This is a genomic window from Shinella fusca (genome assembly GCF_014203155.1).
In the GTDB taxonomy this organism is placed as follows: Bacteria; Pseudomonadota; Alphaproteobacteria; order Rhizobiales; family Rhizobiaceae; genus Shinella; species Shinella fusca.
The window spans coordinates 50199-67591 of sequence record NZ_JACHIK010000009.1 but is presented as its reverse complement, the minus strand read 5'-3'; the positions used below and the strand labels follow the sequence as shown (position 1 = coordinate 67591).

Annotated in this window: 17 protein-coding genes; 9 read left to right on the top strand and 8 right to left on the bottom strand. The window is 66.2% G+C overall.

Going from position 1 to position 17393, the window contains the following annotated elements; translation table 11 throughout:
- Nucleotides 1-109: 109 nt before the first annotated feature.
- On the bottom strand, nucleotides 110-1330 hold the full coding sequence (locus tag HNQ66_RS14195) for a ubiquinone biosynthesis hydroxylase (RefSeq protein ID WP_246434314.1): 1221 nt from the start codon (nucleotides 1328-1330) through the stop codon (nucleotides 110-112).
- Between the two features lie 100 nt (nucleotides 1331-1430).
- Here HNQ66_RS14195 and tesB point away from each other — a divergent pair, with 100 nt between their 5' ends.
- From tesB to HNQ66_RS14165, 6 genes are all read left to right on the top strand, one after another.
- Nucleotides 1431-2318, top strand: a complete 888-nt coding sequence (gene tesB, locus HNQ66_RS14190) for an acyl-CoA thioesterase II (protein ID WP_184144822.1) — start codon at nucleotides 1431-1433, stop codon at nucleotides 2316-2318.
- A 216-nt stretch (nucleotides 2319-2534) separates the two neighbouring features.
- Nucleotides 2535-2885 carry a P-II family nitrogen regulator gene (locus tag HNQ66_RS14185; protein WP_281396985.1) on the top strand — a complete coding sequence of 117 codons (351 nt, stop codon included), beginning with the start codon at nucleotides 2535-2537 and terminating at the stop codon, nucleotides 2883-2885.
- Between the two features lie 30 nt (nucleotides 2886-2915).
- On the top strand, nucleotides 2916-4253 hold the full coding sequence (locus HNQ66_RS14180; RefSeq protein WP_184144820.1) for an ammonium transporter: 1338 nt from the start codon (nucleotides 2916-2918) through the stop codon (nucleotides 4251-4253).
- Nucleotides 4254-4437: 184 nt separating this feature from the next.
- Complete coding sequence (locus HNQ66_RS14175; RefSeq protein WP_184144819.1) at nucleotides 4438-7104, top strand: DNA translocase FtsK; 2667 nt, start codon at nucleotides 4438-4440, stop codon at nucleotides 7102-7104.
- A gap of 96 nt (nucleotides 7105-7200) precedes the next feature.
- Entirely contained in the window at nucleotides 7201-7875 is a 675-nt protein-coding gene (locus HNQ66_RS14170; protein ID WP_184144818.1) for an outer membrane lipoprotein carrier protein LolA, read from the top strand.
- A 62-nt stretch (nucleotides 7876-7937) separates the two neighbouring features.
- Nucleotides 7938-8744 carry an exodeoxyribonuclease III gene (locus tag HNQ66_RS14165; protein ID WP_184144817.1) on the top strand — a complete coding sequence of 269 codons (807 nt, stop codon included), beginning with the start codon at nucleotides 7938-7940 and terminating at the stop codon, nucleotides 8742-8744.
- Nucleotides 8745-8942: 198 nt separating this feature from the next.
- On the opposite strand, the gene HNQ66_RS14160 is transcribed toward HNQ66_RS14165, so the two are convergent.
- Both HNQ66_RS14160 and HNQ66_RS14155 read right to left on the bottom strand, forming a co-directional pair.
- Nucleotides 8943-9398 (bottom strand): cyclic nucleotide-binding domain-containing protein, encoded by a 456-nt coding sequence (locus HNQ66_RS14160; RefSeq protein ID WP_184144816.1) that lies wholly within the window; start codon nucleotides 9396-9398, stop codon nucleotides 8943-8945.
- 20 nt (nucleotides 9399-9418) lie between these two features.
- Nucleotides 9419-10102, bottom strand: a complete 684-nt coding sequence (locus HNQ66_RS14155) for a response regulator transcription factor (RefSeq protein ID WP_184144815.1) — start codon at nucleotides 10100-10102, stop codon at nucleotides 9419-9421.
- Nucleotides 10103-10212: 110 nt separating this feature from the next.
- Between HNQ66_RS14155 and HNQ66_RS14150 the strand changes: the two genes are divergently transcribed.
- On the top strand, nucleotides 10213-10758 hold the full coding sequence (locus HNQ66_RS14150; protein WP_184144814.1) for a L,D-transpeptidase family protein: 546 nt from the start codon (nucleotides 10213-10215) through the stop codon (nucleotides 10756-10758).
- Between the two features lie 71 nt (nucleotides 10759-10829).
- Entirely contained in the window at nucleotides 10830-11660 is an 831-nt protein-coding gene (locus HNQ66_RS14145; RefSeq protein ID WP_184144813.1) for an aldo/keto reductase, read from the top strand.
- Nucleotides 11661-11723: 63 nt separating this feature from the next.
- Here the strand turns inward: HNQ66_RS14145 and leuC are convergent, their stop codons facing one another.
- The 4 genes from leuC to rplS form a co-directional block, all read right to left on the bottom strand.
- Nucleotides 11724-13133, bottom strand: a complete 1410-nt coding sequence (gene leuC, locus HNQ66_RS14140; RefSeq protein ID WP_184144812.1) for a 3-isopropylmalate dehydratase large subunit — start codon at nucleotides 13131-13133, stop codon at nucleotides 11724-11726.
- Nucleotides 13134-13377: 244 nt separating this feature from the next.
- Complete coding sequence (locus tag HNQ66_RS14135; protein WP_184144811.1) at nucleotides 13378-14193, bottom strand: amino acid ABC transporter permease; 816 nt, start codon at nucleotides 14191-14193, stop codon at nucleotides 13378-13380.
- A gap of 9 nt (nucleotides 14194-14202) precedes the next feature.
- Nucleotides 14203-15000, bottom strand: coding sequence for a basic amino acid ABC transporter substrate-binding protein (locus HNQ66_RS14130; protein WP_184144810.1), 798 nt, complete (start codon nucleotides 14998-15000; stop codon nucleotides 14203-14205).
- A gap of 150 nt (nucleotides 15001-15150) precedes the next feature.
- Nucleotides 15151-15669 (bottom strand): 50S ribosomal protein L19, encoded by a 519-nt coding sequence (rplS, locus tag HNQ66_RS14125; protein WP_184144809.1) that lies wholly within the window; start codon nucleotides 15667-15669, stop codon nucleotides 15151-15153.
- A 300-nt stretch (nucleotides 15670-15969) separates the two neighbouring features.
- Here rplS and HNQ66_RS14120 point away from each other — a divergent pair, with 300 nt between their 5' ends.
- Entirely contained in the window at nucleotides 15970-16716 is a 747-nt protein-coding gene (locus tag HNQ66_RS14120; protein ID WP_184144808.1) for a sulfite exporter TauE/SafE family protein, read from the top strand.
- Here the strand turns inward: HNQ66_RS14120 and trmD are convergent.
- Nucleotides 16698-17393 (bottom strand): tRNA (guanosine(37)-N1)-methyltransferase TrmD, encoded by a 696-nt coding sequence (gene trmD, locus HNQ66_RS14115; protein ID WP_184144807.1) that lies wholly within the window; start codon nucleotides 17391-17393, stop codon nucleotides 16698-16700. The genes HNQ66_RS14120 and trmD overlap by 19 nt on opposite strands.

Here is a 17393-nt window from a genome sequence, read left to right as displayed (position 1 = left end):
GCTCTCCTTCGTCCATGCCCGGGCATCCACAGCCGCGGGTGTCGCGTGGATCCTCGGGTCAAGCCCGAGGATGACGGCGGGGGGGGGCGGAGTGGCGGGTGGCTTTCAGTCAGATGCGCTGTCCCACCAGCAGGCGGGGGTGGCCGCTGCCGGCGGTGCCTTCGGCCTGGCGGATGAAGAAGGATTTGAGGCCCGGCAGGCGGTCGACCATGCCGAGGCCGACGTCGCGCAGCACGCGCAGGGGCGTCGCGTCGTTGGAGAAGAGGCGGTTCAGGACGTCGGTGGTGATGCCCATGCGCACTGTGTCGAAGCGGCGCCAGGTCTCGTAGCGCTCCAGCGCGGAAAGGGCGCCGATATCGAGGCCGAGGCGGTCGGCCTCGACGATGGTCTCGGCAAGCGCCGCCACGTCCTTGAAGCCGAGATTGAGGCCCTGGCCGGAAATCGGATGGATGCCGTGGGCGGCATCGCCCGCCAGCGCGAAGCGCGGGGCGACGAAGGCGCGGGCGAGCGTCAGGCCGAGCGGGAAGGCGCGGCGGCCGCCGACGACCTTCAGCGCGCCCAGCTTGTGGCCGAAGCGGCGCTCCAGCTCCTCCTCGAAGACGAGGTCGTCGCTCTCGACGAGGCGGCGGGCGTCCTCCGTGCGCTCGGTCCACACGAGCGAGGAGCGGTTGCCGGTGAGCGGCAGCGTGGCGAAGGGGCCGGCGGGCAGGAAATGCTCTTCCGCCGTGCCGTCATGCGGGCGCTCGTGCTCGACCGTGGTGACGATGCCGGACTGGCCGTAGTCGAAGCGCACGGTCTTGATGCCCGCCATGTCGCGCAGCTTCGAGCGCACGCCGTCGCAGGCGACGAGCAGGCGTGTGACGCGTTCCGTGCCGTCGGAGAGGCGGACGGTCGTCTCGTGCTGGCCCGTCGAGAAGCCTTCCGCCAAGGTCGACCAGCGTACGGGGACGCCGAGGCTTTCGGCCTGGCGCAGCAGGCTGCCGGTCATCGCGCGGTTCGGCACCATATGGGCGAAGGGCTGGCCGTCGTCGGTCGAGCCGGTGCCCTCGAAGGTGAGGAAGACGGGGCGCACGGGATCGGCCGTGCGCGAATCGGTGATGACCATGCGGCGGATCGGCTCGGCCTCGGGGGCGATCTCGTTCCACACGCCGAGGACGTCGAGGAGGTTGCGCGCGGCCGCGACGATGGCCGAGGCGCGCTCGTCCTTCTGCCAGACATGTTCCGGCGCGCCGTCCACCACCTCGACGGCAAGGTGCGGCGCGGCCTTCTTGACGGCGACCGCCAGCGACAGGCCGACATAGCCGCCGCCGGCGACAAGGACGTCGAGCATCGGGGCATCGGTCATGGCAGTCTCCTTGGCCGCTTGAGGTCTCGTTTGCGTCTATATAGAGGAGGAGGACGCAGTTTCCTACCGTGGAGGCCATGCCCAAATGTCGCGTCGACCCGCCGAAAATCCCGCCATGGATATTCTTCTCGAAACGCTCGACCTGGAGCGGCTGGAGGTGCGCCTCTTCCGCGGCAAGAGCCCGCAGGTCGGCTGGCAGCGGGTGTTCGGCGGGCAGGTGATCGGCCAGGCGCTCGTCGCGGCGACGCGGACGGTGGAGGAGGAGAACCGCTTCGCCCATTCGCTGCACGCCTATTTCGTGCGGCCGGGCGATCCCGCCGTGCCGATCATCTACGACGTCGAGAACGTACGCGACGGCGGCTCCTTCGCCACGCGCCGGGTGATCGCCATCCAGCACGGCAAGCCGATCTTTTTCATGACAGCCTCCTTCCAGGACGACGAAGACGGCTTCGAGCACCAGACGGCGATGCCGGACGTGCCGCCGCCTGAAAAGCTCCTCGGCGAGGCGGAGCTGAAGGCGCAGTTCATGGCCGGCGCGCCGGCGCATATCCGCGCCTATTGGGAGCGGCCGCGGCCGATCGAATTGCGCCCGGTCTCCCTTGCCCACTATATCTCCTCGGAAAAGCTCGATCCGCACCAGAACATCTGGATGCGAACGACGGGGCCGGTGCCGCACGACCGCCGCCTGCAGATGGCGGTGCTCGCCTATCTCTCCGACATGACGCTGCTCGATACGTCCCTCTTCGCGCACGGCACCTCCGTGCTCGACCGCTCGCTGCAGGTCGCCAGCCTCGACCATGCCATGTGGTTCCATCGCCCGCCGGTGCTCGACGACTGGCTGCTCTACAGCCAGGACAGCCCTTCGGCTTCCGGCGCGCGCGGCATGACGCGCGGCGCGATCTTCACCCGCGACGGCACGCTCATCGCCTCGGTCGCCCAGGAGGGGCTGATTCGGAAAAGGGCAACTGATTAAATTCTGCCCACTATCCCAATAGCGCTCATTTTTTGACCATTCGCGGTGGCGAATTTTTGCGCCGCCGCGCGTTTCTTATTTTTAATATTTTAGTTTCAATAATTTAGAGAAGTCATTCGAATCTGGCACGCCCCTTGAATGTGTAGCTTCGGTCGCCGCGGACAGCCTGTCCCGGCAACTCGGAGAGATGGCCCCGGCTGGGGACAAGCACGAAGGATGGGAAACCAGATGAAAATCGTAATGGCCATTATCAAGCCGTTCAAACTCGACGAGGTGCGTGAGGCCCTCACCGCTGTCGGCATCCAGGGCCTGACCGTGACCGAAGTGAAGGGTTACGGGCGCCAGAAGGGGCATACGGAAATCTACCGCGGCACCGAATATGCCGTCAGCTTCCTGCCGAAACTGAAGATCGAGATCGCCGTTGCCAGCGACCTTGCCGACAGGGCGGTCGAAGCGATCGCCGCCGCCGCCAAAACCGGCCAGATCGGCGACGGAAAGATCTTCGTCTACGCCATCGACCATGCCGTGCGCATCCGCACGGGCGAAACCGATTCCGAAGCGCTCTAAGCAAACGGCCTATCAGGGAGCCTATTCAACATGTCGTTCAAACTTCCCCATATCCTCTCCCGCGTGGCCGTCGCCACGGCAGGCGTGCTCGCGCCGGTCGCCGCCTTCGCGCAGGAGGCCGCCCCGGCCGCGCCCGTCCCGGACAAGGCGGACACCGTCTTCATGTTCGTCGCCACGCTGCTCGTCTTCTTCATGCTGATCCCGGGCCTTGCCCTCTTCTACGGCGGCCTGGTGCGCACGAAGAACATGCTCTCCGTCCTCATGCAGTGCACCGTCATCGGCGCCATGATGATGATGGTGTGGGTCGTCTACGGTTACTCCTTCGCCTTCGGCGGCTCGACGAGCCCCTATTTCGGCGGCTTCGCCAAGCTGTTCCTGACGGGCGTCACCGTCGACAGCACGGCGGCGACCTTCTCCGAAGGCGTCGTCATCCCGGAATACATCTTCATGCTGTTCCAGATGACCTTCGCGGCGCTCACGCCGGCCCTCATCGTCGGCGCCTTCGCCGAGCGCATCAAGTTCTCGGCGGTCCTGCTCTTCACGATCCTCTGGGCCACCTTCGTCTACTTCCCGATCGCCCACATGGTCTGGGACGGTAACGGCCTCATCTTCAACATGGGCGCGCTCGATTTCGCCGGCGGCACCGTCGTGCACATCAATGCGGGCGTCGCGGGCCTCATCGGCGCGATCATGGTCGGCAAGCGTACGGGCTTCGGCAAGGACATGATGGCCCCCCACTCCATGACGCTCACCCTCGTCGGTGCCGCCATGCTGTGGTTCGGCTGGTTCGGCTTCAACGCCGGCTCCAACCTCGAAGCCTCGGGCGGCGCGGTGCTCGCCACCGTCAACACCTTCGTCGCGACGGCCGCCGCGATCCTCGCCTGGTCGGTGGTCGAGACCTTCACCCGCGGCAAGGCTTCGCTGCTCGGCGCCGCCTCCGGCATGATCGCCGGCCTCGTCGTCGTCACGCCGGCAGCCGGTTCGGTCGGCCCGTTCGGTGCCATCGTGCTCGGCCTCATCGCCTCGCCGATCTGCTACTTCTTCGTCGCCGTCGTGAAGAACAAGTTCGGCTACGACGACACGGCGGACGTCTTCGGCGTCCATGGCGTCGGCGGCCTCATCGGCGCGCTCGGCACCGGCATCTTCACCGCGCCCTCGCTCGGCGGCACGGGCGGGGCCGATTTCTCCATCGCCTCGCAGTTCATGACGCAGCTCACCGCCGTCGTCATCACCATCGTCTGGTGCGCCGTCGTCTCGGCGATCCTCTACAAGATCGTCGACATGGTGGTGGGCCTCCGGGTGAGCGTCGAAGCCGAGCGCGAGGGCCTCGACCTCTCGTCCCACGGCGAAGCGGCCTACCACTCGTAAGAGGCCTGCCGCCCGCTTCCGGCCCGGACCCCTGGTCCGGGCCTTTGCCGTTTGTGGGGTGTAAACCATGTCGGGGCGGGCATGGTTAACACGCCATTAAGCCTTCCTTCGTAGGGTTCGCAGTCAGGCACGCCCGCGAATCACGCCGGGTTGCCGCGATTTTTTGTAGGCACAGGCTGTAACCATGAGCAGAAGCATTTCGGCAGGACTGGACAACCGTCACGACCGCTTCGTTCTGTCGGCATTCGTCTGGCGGCAGGTACAGGCGCTCCTCGGGCTTGCCATCTTCTTCGGCCTTGCGCTCGCCATTGCCGCGCTCTCCACCTGGAACGTCTCCGACCCCAGCCTTTCCTATGCCTCCAGCGGCGAGCCGAAGAACATCCTCGGCTATCCGGGTGCGGTCTTCGCCGATCTCTTCATGCAGTTCTTCGGCCTTGCCAGCGTCATCGCGCTGCTGCCGGTCGTCGCCTGGGGGCTCGCCATGGTCAGCGGCCGGCGCTTCAGCCGCGTGCCGCAACGCGCCGCCGCCTGGTTCGGCGGGGCGATCCTCGCCTCGGCGGCGCTCGCCTGCATTCCCGGCCCCGTCACCTGGCCGCTGCCGACGGGGCTCGGCGGCGTCTTCGGCGACATGATCCTGCGCTTTCCCGCCCTCTTCACGGGCGCCTATCCGACGGGCGTCTTCGCCACCGTCCTCGGCTGCATCATCGCCGTGCCGGCCGCCTGGATGATGGTGTTCAGCGCCGGCCTCATCGGCGCCCCCGCCGTCGACGACGAGGAGGATTTCGCGCCGGTGCCGGTGCAGAGCCGCGCCCGCCCCGTTGCGGAAGCCGACGACGACGACGAGGAGCGGGAAGGCCCGCTCACGCTGTTTGCCGGGGCCATGACCCATGCCTGGTTCACCGGCCAGGCGCGCGTGCGCCGCCTCTTCGGCCTTTCCGGCCAGCGCCGCAGGGCGCGGGGCATCGAGCAGCCCTACGATTTCAACGAGGACGAGTTCGGCACCCTCAACGAGCCGGTGCGCGCCCGCGCCTCCGTGCGGTCCTCCGAGCGCGTCGAGCCCTCCATGGAAGGCCGCCGGACCGTCTCCGTCCCCTCCATCGAGCTCGACGACGACCTGCCCTTCGACATGGATGAGCCGATCGCCCGCCCGAGCGGCATCCTGCCGGACGACGACGAGGACGATGTTGCCGCCGACTGGGCGCCGCGCCGCGCCCCGGCCCGCCAGCCCGCGCCGGCCGCCGGTGCCCGCGTCGTCGCGCCCGCTGCCCGACCGAAGCCCGGCCAGCGTGTCGACCGCGAGGCGCAGACCTCCTTCGTCGGTCCCGACGGCTTCCAGCTTCCCTCGCTCCACCTCCTCGCCGAGCCGAAGGGACAGGTGCGCGATGCGACCCTTTCGGCCGATGCGCTGGAGCAGAATGCCCGTATGCTGGAAGGCGTGCTGGAGGACTTCGGCGTCAAGGGCGAGATTATCCATGTCCGCCCCGGTCCGGTCGTCACGCTCTACGAACTGGAGCCCGCCCCCGGCATCAAGTCCTCCCGCGTCATCGGCCTTGCCGACGATATCGCCCGCTCGATGAGCGCGATTGCCGCCCGCGTCGCCGTCGTGCCGGGCCGCAACGCCATCGGCATCGAGCTGCCGAACGCGACGCGCGAGACCGTCTATCTGCGCGAGCTCCTGGCATCCCGCGATTTCGAGACCTCCAAGGCGCGCCTTGCCATGGCGCTCGGCAAGACGATCGGCGGGGAGCCGGTCATTTCCGACATCGCCAAGATGCCGCACCTGCTCGTCGCCGGCACGACCGGCTCGGGCAAGTCCGTCGCCATCAACACCATGATCCTGTCGCTGCTCTACCGCCTCAAGCCGGAACAGTGCCGCCTGATCATGATCGACCCGAAGATGCTGGAGCTTTCCGTCTATGACGGCATCCCGCATCTCCTCTCCCCCGTCGTCACCGATCCCAAGAAGGCCGTCGTCGCCCTCAAGTGGACGGTGCGCGAGATGGAGGAGCGCTACAAGAAGATGTCGAAGATCGGCGTGCGCAACATCGACGGCTTCAACAGCCGCGTCGAGCAGGCGCTCGCCAAGGGCGAGCAGATCACCCGCACCGTGCAGACCGGCTTCGACCGCCAGACGGGCGAGGCGATCTACGAGACGGAGGAATTCGACCTCCAGCCTATGCCCTATATCGTCGTCATCATCGACGAGATGGCCGACCTGATGATGGTCGCAGGCAAGGACATCGAGGGCGCCGTGCAGCGGCTCGCCCAGATGGCGCGCGCGGCGGGTATCCACGTCATCATGGCGACGCAGCGTCCGTCCGTCGACGTCATCACCGGCACGATCAAGGCGAATTTCCCTACGCGCATCTCCTTCCAGGTGACGTCGAAGATCGACAGCCGCACCATCCTTGGCGAGCAGGGCGCCGAACAGCTCCTCGGCATGGGCGACATGCTCTACATGGCCGGCGGCGGGCGCATCCAGCGCGTGCATGGCCCGTTCGTTTCCGACCACGAGGTGGAGGCGGTCGTCGCGCATCTGAAGACGCAAGGCGCGCCGCAATATCTCGACGCGATCACCGAGGACGACGACGAGGACGGCGAAGGCGGCCATGGCCCGGCAGGCACCGCCAATCTCGACGATTCGGACGATCCCTACGACCAGGCCGTCGCCGTGGTGCTGCGCGACGGCAAGGCCTCCACGTCTTACATCCAGCGCCGCCTCGGCATCGGCTACAACCGCGCCGCCTCGCTGATCGAGCGCATGGAGAAGGAGGGGCTGATCGGCCCCGCCAACCACGCCGGAAAGCGCGAGATCCTCGTGCCGACGGAAGAAGACATCATCGGGCGATGACCGGGAACGCAGCGCCTTCCCATGGCGTTTTTGCCGTCGAGCGCCGCGCCGGGGCGATGCCATCATGGCGCCGCCTTTGGCCCGCATGAAACGCATATGAAGGAGACTGACATGAACCGATCCGAAAAGGGCCGCGCGACCGCCTCGTTCACCCGCCGCGGCTTTTCCTGCCTTCTGGCGTTCACGTTCGCGGCCGGCCTTTCCGTTCTCTCGCCGGTCGAGGCTTTTGCCCAGGCGAGCGGCACGGCGCAGAAGATCGCCGACCACTTCGCCTCGGTGAAGACCATGATGGGCGAATTCGTGCAGTTCGGCCCGCGCGGCGAACAGACCGGCGGCAAGTTCTACATCGACCGGCCCGGCCGCATCCGCTTCAACTACGAGGATCCCTCGCCGATGCGCGTGATCGCCGACGGCAAATCCGTCGTCATCGGCAACCGCAAGCTCAAGACCTGGGACATCTACCCGCTCTCCAAGACGCCGCTCAACCTTCTGCTCGGCAACAAGATCGACCTTTCCGGCAAGATGGTGCGCAACGTGAAGGAAGAGGCGGACCTGACGACCATCGTGCTCGGCGACAAGGGCATGTTCGGCGATTCGACCATCACCATGATGTTCGACCCGAAGACCTACGACCTGCGCCAGTGGACGATCACCGACGCGCAGGGCAAGGACACCTCCGTGATGATCTTCAACGTCAAGACGGGCGTCTCCCTCGACGACAAGGTCTTCGCCATCCCCTATGACGAGATCCGCAACCGCGGCGCCAACTGAGAAAGCCGTTTCCGTTTCGCCCTCCATGCGTTAAGACCCCCGGAGACTTTCCGGGGGCAGGCATGGCATTTTCGATCGCGACGTGGAACATCAACTCCGTGCGGCTACGCATGCCGCTCGTCGAGCATTTCCTGAAGACCTTCGCGCCGGACGTGCTGTGCCTTCAGGAAACCAAGTGCCCGAACGACCAGTTCCCGTCGAAGCCGCTGAAGGCGCTCGGCTACGAGCACATCGTCATGCACGGCCAGAAAGGCTACCACGGCGTCGCCACCGTCTCGCGCCTGCCGCTGACCGAGCTCGTCGAGCGGCGCGACTATTGCGGCGTCGGCGATGCGCGCCATGTCTCGGTCGTCCTGAACCATCGGGGCAAGTCGATCCGCCTGCACAATTTCTATGTGCCGGCCGGCGGTGACGAGCCGGACCGCACGATCAACCCGAAATTCGGCCACAAGCTCGATTTCATCGAGGAGATGAAGCTGCTGCATGCGGAGGCCGAGGCCGGCATCTCCTCCATCCTCGTCGGCGACCTCAACATCGCGCCGCTGGAGCACGACGTCTGGTCGCACAAGCAGCTCCTCAGGATCGTCAGCCACACGCCCATCGAGACGGAAGGCCTGATCGACGTGATGACGAAGGGCGCCTGGGTCGACCTCATGCGCCGCAAGGTGCCGGCGAATGAAAAGCTCTATACGTGGTGGAGCTACCGCTCGGCCGACTGGCAGGCCGCCGACAAGGGCCGCCGCCTCGACCATATCTGGTCCTCCGCCGACCTTGAGCCGCACCTTGCCAACATCTCCGTCATCCGCGAGGCGCGCGGCTGGGAACGGCCGTCCGACCATGTGCCGGTGATCGCGGAATTCGATTTCTGAGGGCGTTTTCGGTCCTGTCGGCGAATTGAAGGAAGGATGATCGGCTGCGAAGGCGGCCCCTCATCCGGCCTGCCGGCCACCTTCTCCCCGCAAGCGGGGAGAAGGAAATATGCCGCGCTGTTTTCCTGAATCTCGAACATTGCGTGGGCAAGTCCCCTCTCCCCGCTTGCGGGGAGAGGGTTAGGGTGAGGGGCCGGTTCAGGCGAACCGCCCGGCAAGGCCCTTCATCTCGCCGATCATCGCGGCGAGGTTCTCGCGGATGCGCGCGTCGACCAGGATGGCGACGTCCGGATATTCCTCCAGCATGCGCCGGAAGAGCGGGCGGTTGATGCGGATGACCTCGCTGTCCTCCAGCGCGATTGCCGTATACTTGCGCTCGACGGCGGAGATCATCGCCAGCTCCGAAAGCAGCGTGCCCTCGCCGGCGACACCCTCGTCGCGGGTCGACCCGTCGCGCCGCGTCGAGGCGAGCTGGAAGGCGCCTTCGGCGACGACGAAGCCGCAATCGGCCGACGTGCCCTCGCGGAACAGCGTCTGGCCCTCGACCAGCCGGCGCCGTTCGGCGCCGAAGGCCATCAGGCGCAGCTTGTCGTCGGAAAGCCCCGCGAAAAGCGGCACCTTGGAAAGAAGGGCGATGTCGTCGCTGAGAGCCACGTCGGGCGCTCCTCATTGCATTACGGGACTATTTTATAGCCCCCGTTCTCTGTCACGAGAATCTCCGCATTGGAAGGGTCCCGCTCGATCTTCTGCCGCAGACGGTAGACATGGGTCTCCAGCGTGTGGGTCGTGACGCCCGAATTGTAGCCCCAGACCTCTTCCAGCAGCACGTCGCGCGTCACCACCTTCTGGTCGGCGCGGTAGAGGTAGCGGATGATCGCCGCCTCCTTCTCGGTGAGGCGGATCTTCTGGCCGTTCTCCATGGTCAGCAGCTTCTGGCCGGGCTTGAACGTGTACGGGCCGACGGTGAAGGTGGCGTCCTCGCTGCTCTCGTGCTGGCGGAGCTGTGCGCGGATGCGCGCGAGCAGCACCGCGAAGCGGAAGGGCTTCGTCACATAGTCGTTGGCGCCCGCTTCGAGGCCGAGGATCGTGTCCGAATCGGTGTCGTGCCCGGTCAGCATGATGATCGGCGCCTTGAAGCCGCCCTTGCGCAGGAGCTTCACCGCCTCGCGCCCGTCCATGTCCGGCAGACCGACATCCATGATGAGGAGGTCGATCTGGTTCGCGCGCGCCGTCTGGATGCCCTTGCCGGCCGTCGTTTCTTCCAGCGTGGAGAATTCCTCGTAGAGCGAAAGCTGCTCGACGAGGGTCTCGCGCAGGTCGTTGTCGTCGTCGACAAGGAGAATCGTTCGGGATGTCATGCTTTACCTCTCGGCATTCCTCTGGAAAGTAAGGGAACTGATGCTTTTGGCAAGCCCGCCCTTGACCCAGCCAGTCGGGCGGCCGCAAGGCGCGATTATGGCAGGACGCAATGAAGTCGATCACATCCCATGAACAGCGCGTGAAGACGATCCTCGTGCGCCCCGCGCCGGGCCGGAAAAGCCGCGCCATCGTTCAGCTCGGCCCCTTGCGCATTCCCGCCGCCATCGGCCGAACGGGGCGCACCAGCCGCAAGCGCGAGGGCGACGGGGCAACGCCCATCGCCGCCATGCCGCTCCTCGGCGGCTTCCTGCGCGGCGACCGGCTCTGCCGGCCGAAGACGGCCCTGCCGCTCCGGCGTATCCGGCCCGCCATGCTCTGGTGCGACGAGCCGAAGCATCCGAGCTACAACCGTCTCGTCCACGCGCCCTTCCTCCCGAGCCACGAGGAGATGAGCCGCGCCGACGGGCTCTACGACATCTGCCTCGTGCTCGACTGGAACGTGACGTCACGCCGCCGCCACGCCGGCTCGGCGATCTTCTTCCACCTCATCCGGCCCGGCTACGAGCCGACCGCCGGCTGCATCGCGGTTGGGCGGCGCGACATGCTGCGCATCCTGCCGCATATGCGGCGCGGCATGCGCGTGCGCGTCCTTTGAAACGGCGGGAGGCGAACCTATATCAGCCTCACCCCCTTCGCCTTCCTTCCCTTTTTCACGGAGACATTCTGATGAGCGATCAATCCACAATCCTGTTTCATGACAGCAACAGCATCCCGCAGGTCGGCCTCGGCGTCTGGCGGACCCCCAACGACACCGCCGTGACCGCCGTGCAGGCCGCGCTTTCGGCCGGCTATCGCCATGTCGACACCGCCGCGGTCTATGAGAACGAGGACGGGGTGGGCGAAGGCATCCGCGCCTCGGGCATCGCGCGCTCGGAAATCTTCCTCACGACCAAGCTCTGGAATGCCGACCAGGGATACGATTCCACCCTCAAGGCCTTCGACGCCAGCCTGAAGCGGCTCGGCACGGACTATGTCGACCTCTACCTCATCCACTGGCCGGCGCCGAAGCGCGACCAGTATGTCGATACCTGGAAGGCCTTCATCCAGCTCCAGAAGGAAGGCCGCGCCCGCTCCATCGGCGTCTCGAACTTCCAACCCGAGCACCTGCAGCGCCTGATCGACGAGACCGGCGTCACGCCCGTCATCAACCAGATCGAGCTGCACCCCGACTTCCCGCAGAAGGAAAACCGCGCTTACCACGAGAAGCACCGCATCGTGACGGAATCCTGGAGCCCGCTCGGGCAGGGCACGCTGCTGGAAAACCCGGTCGTTGCGAAGGTCGCGGCAAAGCACGGCCGCACGCCGGCGCAGGTCATCATCCGCTGGCATATCGACAACGGGCTCGTCGTCATCCCGAAATCGGTGACGCCCTCGCGCATCGAGGAGAACTTCAAGGTCTTCGATTTCAGGCTCGACGCTGAGGACATGGCGACTTTTGCCGACCTCGAGAAGGGCGGCAAGCGCATCGGGCCGGACCCGATGACGGCAGCGTTCTGACGAAAAAGGCCGGGAACCTTAGAGGTTCCCGGCCTTTTGCTCATAACGGCAGGAATGCCGCAATCAGTTCCATTCGCGGATGTCGACGAAGTGGCCGGCAATCGCCGCAGCCGCGGCCATGGCCGGGGAAACGAGATGCGTGCGGCCCTTGAAGCCCTGGCGGCCTTCGAAGTTGCGGTTCGAGGTGGAAGCGCAGCGCTCGCCCGGCTTCAGCCGGTCGTCGTTCATGGCAAGGCACATGGAGCAGCCCGGCTCGCGCCAGTCGAAGCCGGCTTCCTTGAAGATCTTGTCGAGGCCTTCGCGCTCGGCCTGCTCCTTCACGAGGCCGGAGCCCGGAACGATCATGGCGTCGACGGTGGAGGCGACCTTTTTGCCCTCGACGACCTTGGCGACGGCGCGCAGGTCCTCGATGCGGCCGTTGGTGCACGAGCCGATGAAGACGCGGTCGATGGCGATGTCGGTGATCTTCGTGCCGGGCTTCAGGCCCATATAGTCGAGCGCGCGCCACTTGGAGGAGCGCTTGGTCTCGTCCTCGATATCGTCCGGGTTCGGCACGATGCCCTGGACGGAGACGACGTCTTCCGGCGAGGAGCCCCAGGAGACGATCGGCGGCAGGTTCGCGGCATCGAGCACGACGACGCGGTCGAAATGCGCGCCTTCCTCGGTGTAGAGCGTCTTCCAGTAGTCGAGGGCCATTTCCAGCGCCTTGCCCTTCGGGGCGCGCGGCTTGTCCTTGATGTATTCGAAGGTCGTCTCGTCCGGCGCGATGAGGCCGGCGCGCGCGCCGCCTTCGATCGTCATGTTGCAGATCGTCATGCGGCCTTCCATCGACAGCGAGCGGATGGCTTCGCCCGCGAACTCGATGACGTGGCCGGTGCCGCCGGCCGTGCCGATCTCGCCGATGATGGCGAGGATGATGTCCTTGGCCGTGACGCCTTCGGGAAGCTTCCCGTCGACGCGCACCAGCATGTTCTTCGCCTTCTTCTGGATCAGCGTCTGGGTGGCGAGGACGTGCTCGACCTCCGAGGTGCCGATGCCGTGCGCCAGCGCGCCGAAGGCGCCGTGCGTGGAGGTGTGGCTGTCACCGCACACGATGGTCATGCCGGGGAGCGTGAAGCCCTGCTCCGGACCGACGATGTGCACGATGCCCTGGCGCACGTCCTTTTCCGAATAGTATTCGACGCCGAAGTCGGCGGCGTTCTTCGCCAGCGCCTCGACCTGGATGCGGCTTTCCTCGTTCTTGATGCCCTGGTGGCGATCCGGGGAGGTCGGAACGTTGTGGTCGACCACGGCGAGCGTCTTCTGCGGGGCGCGGACCTTGCGGCCGGTCATGCGCAGGCCCTCGAAGGCCTGCGGGCTCGTCACCTCATGAACGAGGTGACGGTCGATGTAGAGAAGACAGGTGCCGTCTTCCTGCTGGCTGACGATGTGGTCGTCGAAGATCTTGTCGTAAAGTGTACGGGGTGCGCTCATGGCTCTTCATCCGCTGGCATGTTTGGGGTTCTGGAAATCCGCAGCCGTGGCTGTGGCGGGATCGTGCGGGTCAGGCAGGCGATCGGGATAGGCGGCCGGTAAGCGCCCCGAAGACGCGCGCAAAGAAGCGTGCCGGCAGGCGCTTGTGGTCCTGCAGCACGACGACATGCGTTTCCGTGCATCCGAATTTGGATTCCATGGAAGGCATATAGCGATTTTCGCGGGTTTCGGCAATTGCGAAGAGTCAGTGGGCGACGCCGCGCCTGAGCCGCCTTTCCATCGCCCGCAGCGCCAGCGAGAGGCCGATGGTGAGGATGAGGTAGACGTAGGCGACGATGGAGTAGGTTTCGAAGAAGCGGAAGGAGCCGGAGGCGTAGACCTTGCCCATCTGGGTGATGTCGGCAACGCCGAGGACGGAGACGAGGGACGAGTCCTTGACCATCGCCACGAAGTCGTTGCCGAGCGGGGGAAGGATGACGCGGATCGCCTGCGGGAAGACGACGAGGCGGAAGCGCTGGAAGCGCGAGAGGCCAAGCGCCTTGGCGGCCTCCACCTGCCCCCGGTCGACGGACTGGATGCCTGCGCGAAAGACCTCGCCGATGAAGGCGGAATAGCCGATCATCAGCGCGATGATCGCCCGCCACATCAGGGAGACGTCGCGCACCTGCATCGGCTCGACATAGCCGGTGGCCACGAGCGGGCCGATCACGACATTGACGACCGCCACCAGCGCCGGCGCGCCGACGAAGGCGATGTAGAAGAGCAGGACGAGGATCGGCACGCCACGGATCACCTCCGTGTAGAAGCGTGCGACCTGGCGCAGCGCCTTGCTCTCGGAGAGCGCCATCAGCGCGATGCAGAGGCCGAGGGCGGTCGCGAGCAGGAAGGCGATGAGGGTCACGAAGACCGTGACCCAGAGCCCCTTCACCACGACGCCGAAGACCTGGCTGTAGAGATCGTTGGCGACGATGACGCCGGCGAGCGCCAGCGCGATCGCGACGAGGGCGACCAGCCACCAGGGCCGGTCGCCCTTCACCGCGTCAGGAGGAACGGGAGCCATGGCCGCCCGTCACTCACCCATCTTGTAGTCGAGGAACCACTTCTTGTTGAGCGCATCCAGCGTGCCGTCGGCCTTGAGCGAGGCGATGGCCGCATTGACGGGCGCGACGAGGTCGGAGCCCTTCGGGAAGATGAAGCCGAAGTCTTCCGTGCCGAGCGGCTCGCCGACGACCTTCAGCTTGCCGCCCGAGGCGTCGACATAGCCCTTGGCCGCCACGCTGTCGGTAAGCACGAGGTCGACGTCGCCGGCCTGCAGCGCCTGCACGGTCGCGCCGAAGGTCTCGAACAGCTTGATGCGCGGGTTCTGCTCGTTGCCGTCGAGGATCTCGTAGACGGCGGTATAGAAAGGCGAAGTGCCGGGCTGGGCGGCGATCAGGCCGTCCTTGAGCGCGGCGAAGGACTTGGCGTCCGTGAAGCGGTTCTCGTCGGCGCGCACCAGCATGAACTGCTGCGAGCGCATGTAGGGATCGGAGAAATCGACCTTCTCCTTGCGGTCGTCCTTGATGGTGATACCGGTCATGCCGATGTTGTACTGGTTGTCGGAGACGGCCTGGATCATCGCGTCCCAGCTCGTGTTCTGGTACTCGACCTTGAAGTTCAGGCGCTTGGCGATCTCGTTCATCGCGTCATATTCCCAGCCGATCTGCTCGCCGGACTTGGGATCGACGAACTGCAGCGGCGGATAGGCGTTTTCCGTGACGACCACGACGGTCTTGCCGCCGAGATCGGGAAGGTCGGCCGAAAGGGCAATGGCAGGCATGAGCAGGCCGGCGGCAAGACCTGCAAGGACGGTGCGGCGGGAAAACATCGAAATATGCTCCTGAATTGTGGCGGCGAAACACTGTCACAGGTGCAGGGAGCGAGGCAAGCACGACGCTTGCATGCGAAGGCTTTTCCGTAAAACAAAAAGCCGCCGGCCAGGGCCGACGGCTTTCGTGATGGATGCGGCTGCCGCAATTTATTCGGCGGCGGCTTCGGCCTTTGCAGCGGCTTCAGCAGCTTCGGCTGCGGCCTTCTCGGCGGCGAGCGCCTGGGCGGCTGCGACCTTCTCGGCTTCCAGACGTGCCTTTTCCTCGGCAATGGCCTGGCGCTCGGCGTCGTTCAGTTTGCGGGCGCGCGTGCCGGTGTTCTCGACGATACGAGCCGACTTGCCGCGACGATCGCGCAGGTAGTAGAGCTTGGCGCGGCGGACCTTGCCGCGGCGGACGACTTCGACGCTTTCGACGAGCGGCGAGTAAACGGGGAATACGCGCTCGACGCCTTCGCCGTAGGAGATCTTGCGGACGGTGAAGCTCTCGTTGATGCCGCCGCCGGAACGGGCGATGCAGACGCCTTCATAGGCCTGGACGCGGGTACGCGTGCCTTCCGTAACGCGCACGTTGACGCGGACGGTGTCGCCCGGGGAGAATTCCGGGAGGGTGCGCTTGGCTTCGATCTTCGCGGCCTGTTCGGCTTCGAGCTGCTGGATGATGTTCATCGGTCTAACCTTCGGTTCTTCTGAAACAGCCAGAGCGCTCGACGGTCACCTTCGAGGTCGTGCCTCTTGCGGTTAGTCCGTTGCCGGACGGAGCGGATTCGCCATTCTTTGCTTGCAGGTCGGCGGGACTAATCCCAAATCCGTGCGGGCCAATACACCAATCGCGCCGGCTTGTCATCCCCCGCGCCGAAAGAATCGGATGCAGGCGGTGCGCGAACCGGCCTTGCCGCTCCGGCGGCGGCACGATATCACCCGGCAAGGGGGAGCGAGCGGCGTGCAGCCGCCGCCCGGGGGAATATCATGACGCTTGCCGATGCCATCCTGCTGTTCGTCGCCGGTTTTCTCTCCGGCGTGGTGAATGCCATTGCCGGCGGCGGCACGTTCCTGACCTTCGGCGCCATGACGCTGACCGGCCTGCCGCCGATCGTCGCCAACGCCACCTCCTCCATCACCCAGTTCCCCGGCTATGTCACCTCGACGCTCGCCTATGCGAAGGAAATCCGCACCGACTGGAAGGAAGCCCTGATCCTCGGCGGCCTCTCGCTCGTCGGCGGGCTTTTGGGCGCGCTGCTGCTGCTGTCGCTTTCCAACCCGTCCTTCCGCGCACTCGTGCCCTGGCTGCTGCTGGCCGCGACCGCCATCTTCGCGGCCGGTCCCTATCTCAAGCCGAAGACGCTGAGCCCGGAAAAGCCGGTCTCGCCGCTCGGCCTTGCCGGCCAGTTCGTCACCTCCATCTATGGCGGCTTCTTCGGCGCGGGCATGGGCATCATGACGCTCGCCGTGCTCGGCCTCACCAAGGGCGGCGACTATCACCGGCTGAACGCGCTCAAGAACTTCCTCGCCATGGTGATCGCGGCCATGGCCATCGTCGTCTTCGCCAGCGGCAAGGTGGTCGGCTGGCCGCAGGCCGCCGTCATGGTGCCGGCGGGCGCGGTCGGCGGCTATGCCGGTGTATGGGCGGCGCGGCGCGTGCCGCAGCCGGTGATCCGCGCCCTGGTGGTCGCGGTCGGCCTTGCGCTGACGGTCTATTATTTCGTGACGGGCTGATCGGAGAGAAGGTCCGGCCGGCGCTCGCGCGTCAGCTTCTCGGCCTCCTCGCGGCGCCATCTGTCGATGGCGGCGTGGTTGCCGGAGGTCAGCACGCCGGGGATTTCCAGCCCCTCCCAGACCTGCGGGCGGGTATAGTGCGGATGCTCCAGCAGCCCGCCCTCGAAACTCTCGTTTTCGCCGGAGAGCGCGTTGCCCATGACGCCCGGCAGGATGCGCACGACGGCATCGATGAGGATCATCGCCGCCGGCTCGCCGCCCGACAGGATGTAGTCGCCGATGGAGACCTCCTCGAGCTGCCGCCCGTCGATGACGCGCTGGTCGACGCCCTCGAACCGGCCGCAGACGATGATGACGCCCTCGCCGGCGGCCAGTTCCCGCACGCGCTTCTGCGTCAGCGGCTTGCCGCGCGGGCTCATCAGGAGGCGCGGGCGGTCGTCGCCCTCCGAGGCGTGGTCGATGGCCTTCGCCAGCACGTCCGGCTTCAGCACCATGCCGGCGCCGCCGCCGGCGGGCGTGTCGTCCACGGTGCGGTGGCGGTCGGTGGTGAAATCGCGGATCTGCACGCAATCGAGCGACCAGTCGCCGCGCGAGAGCGCCTTGCCGGAGAGCGACTGGCCGAGGAAGCCCGGGAACATCTCCGGATAGAGCGTCAGGATGGTGGCGCGGAAAGCCAC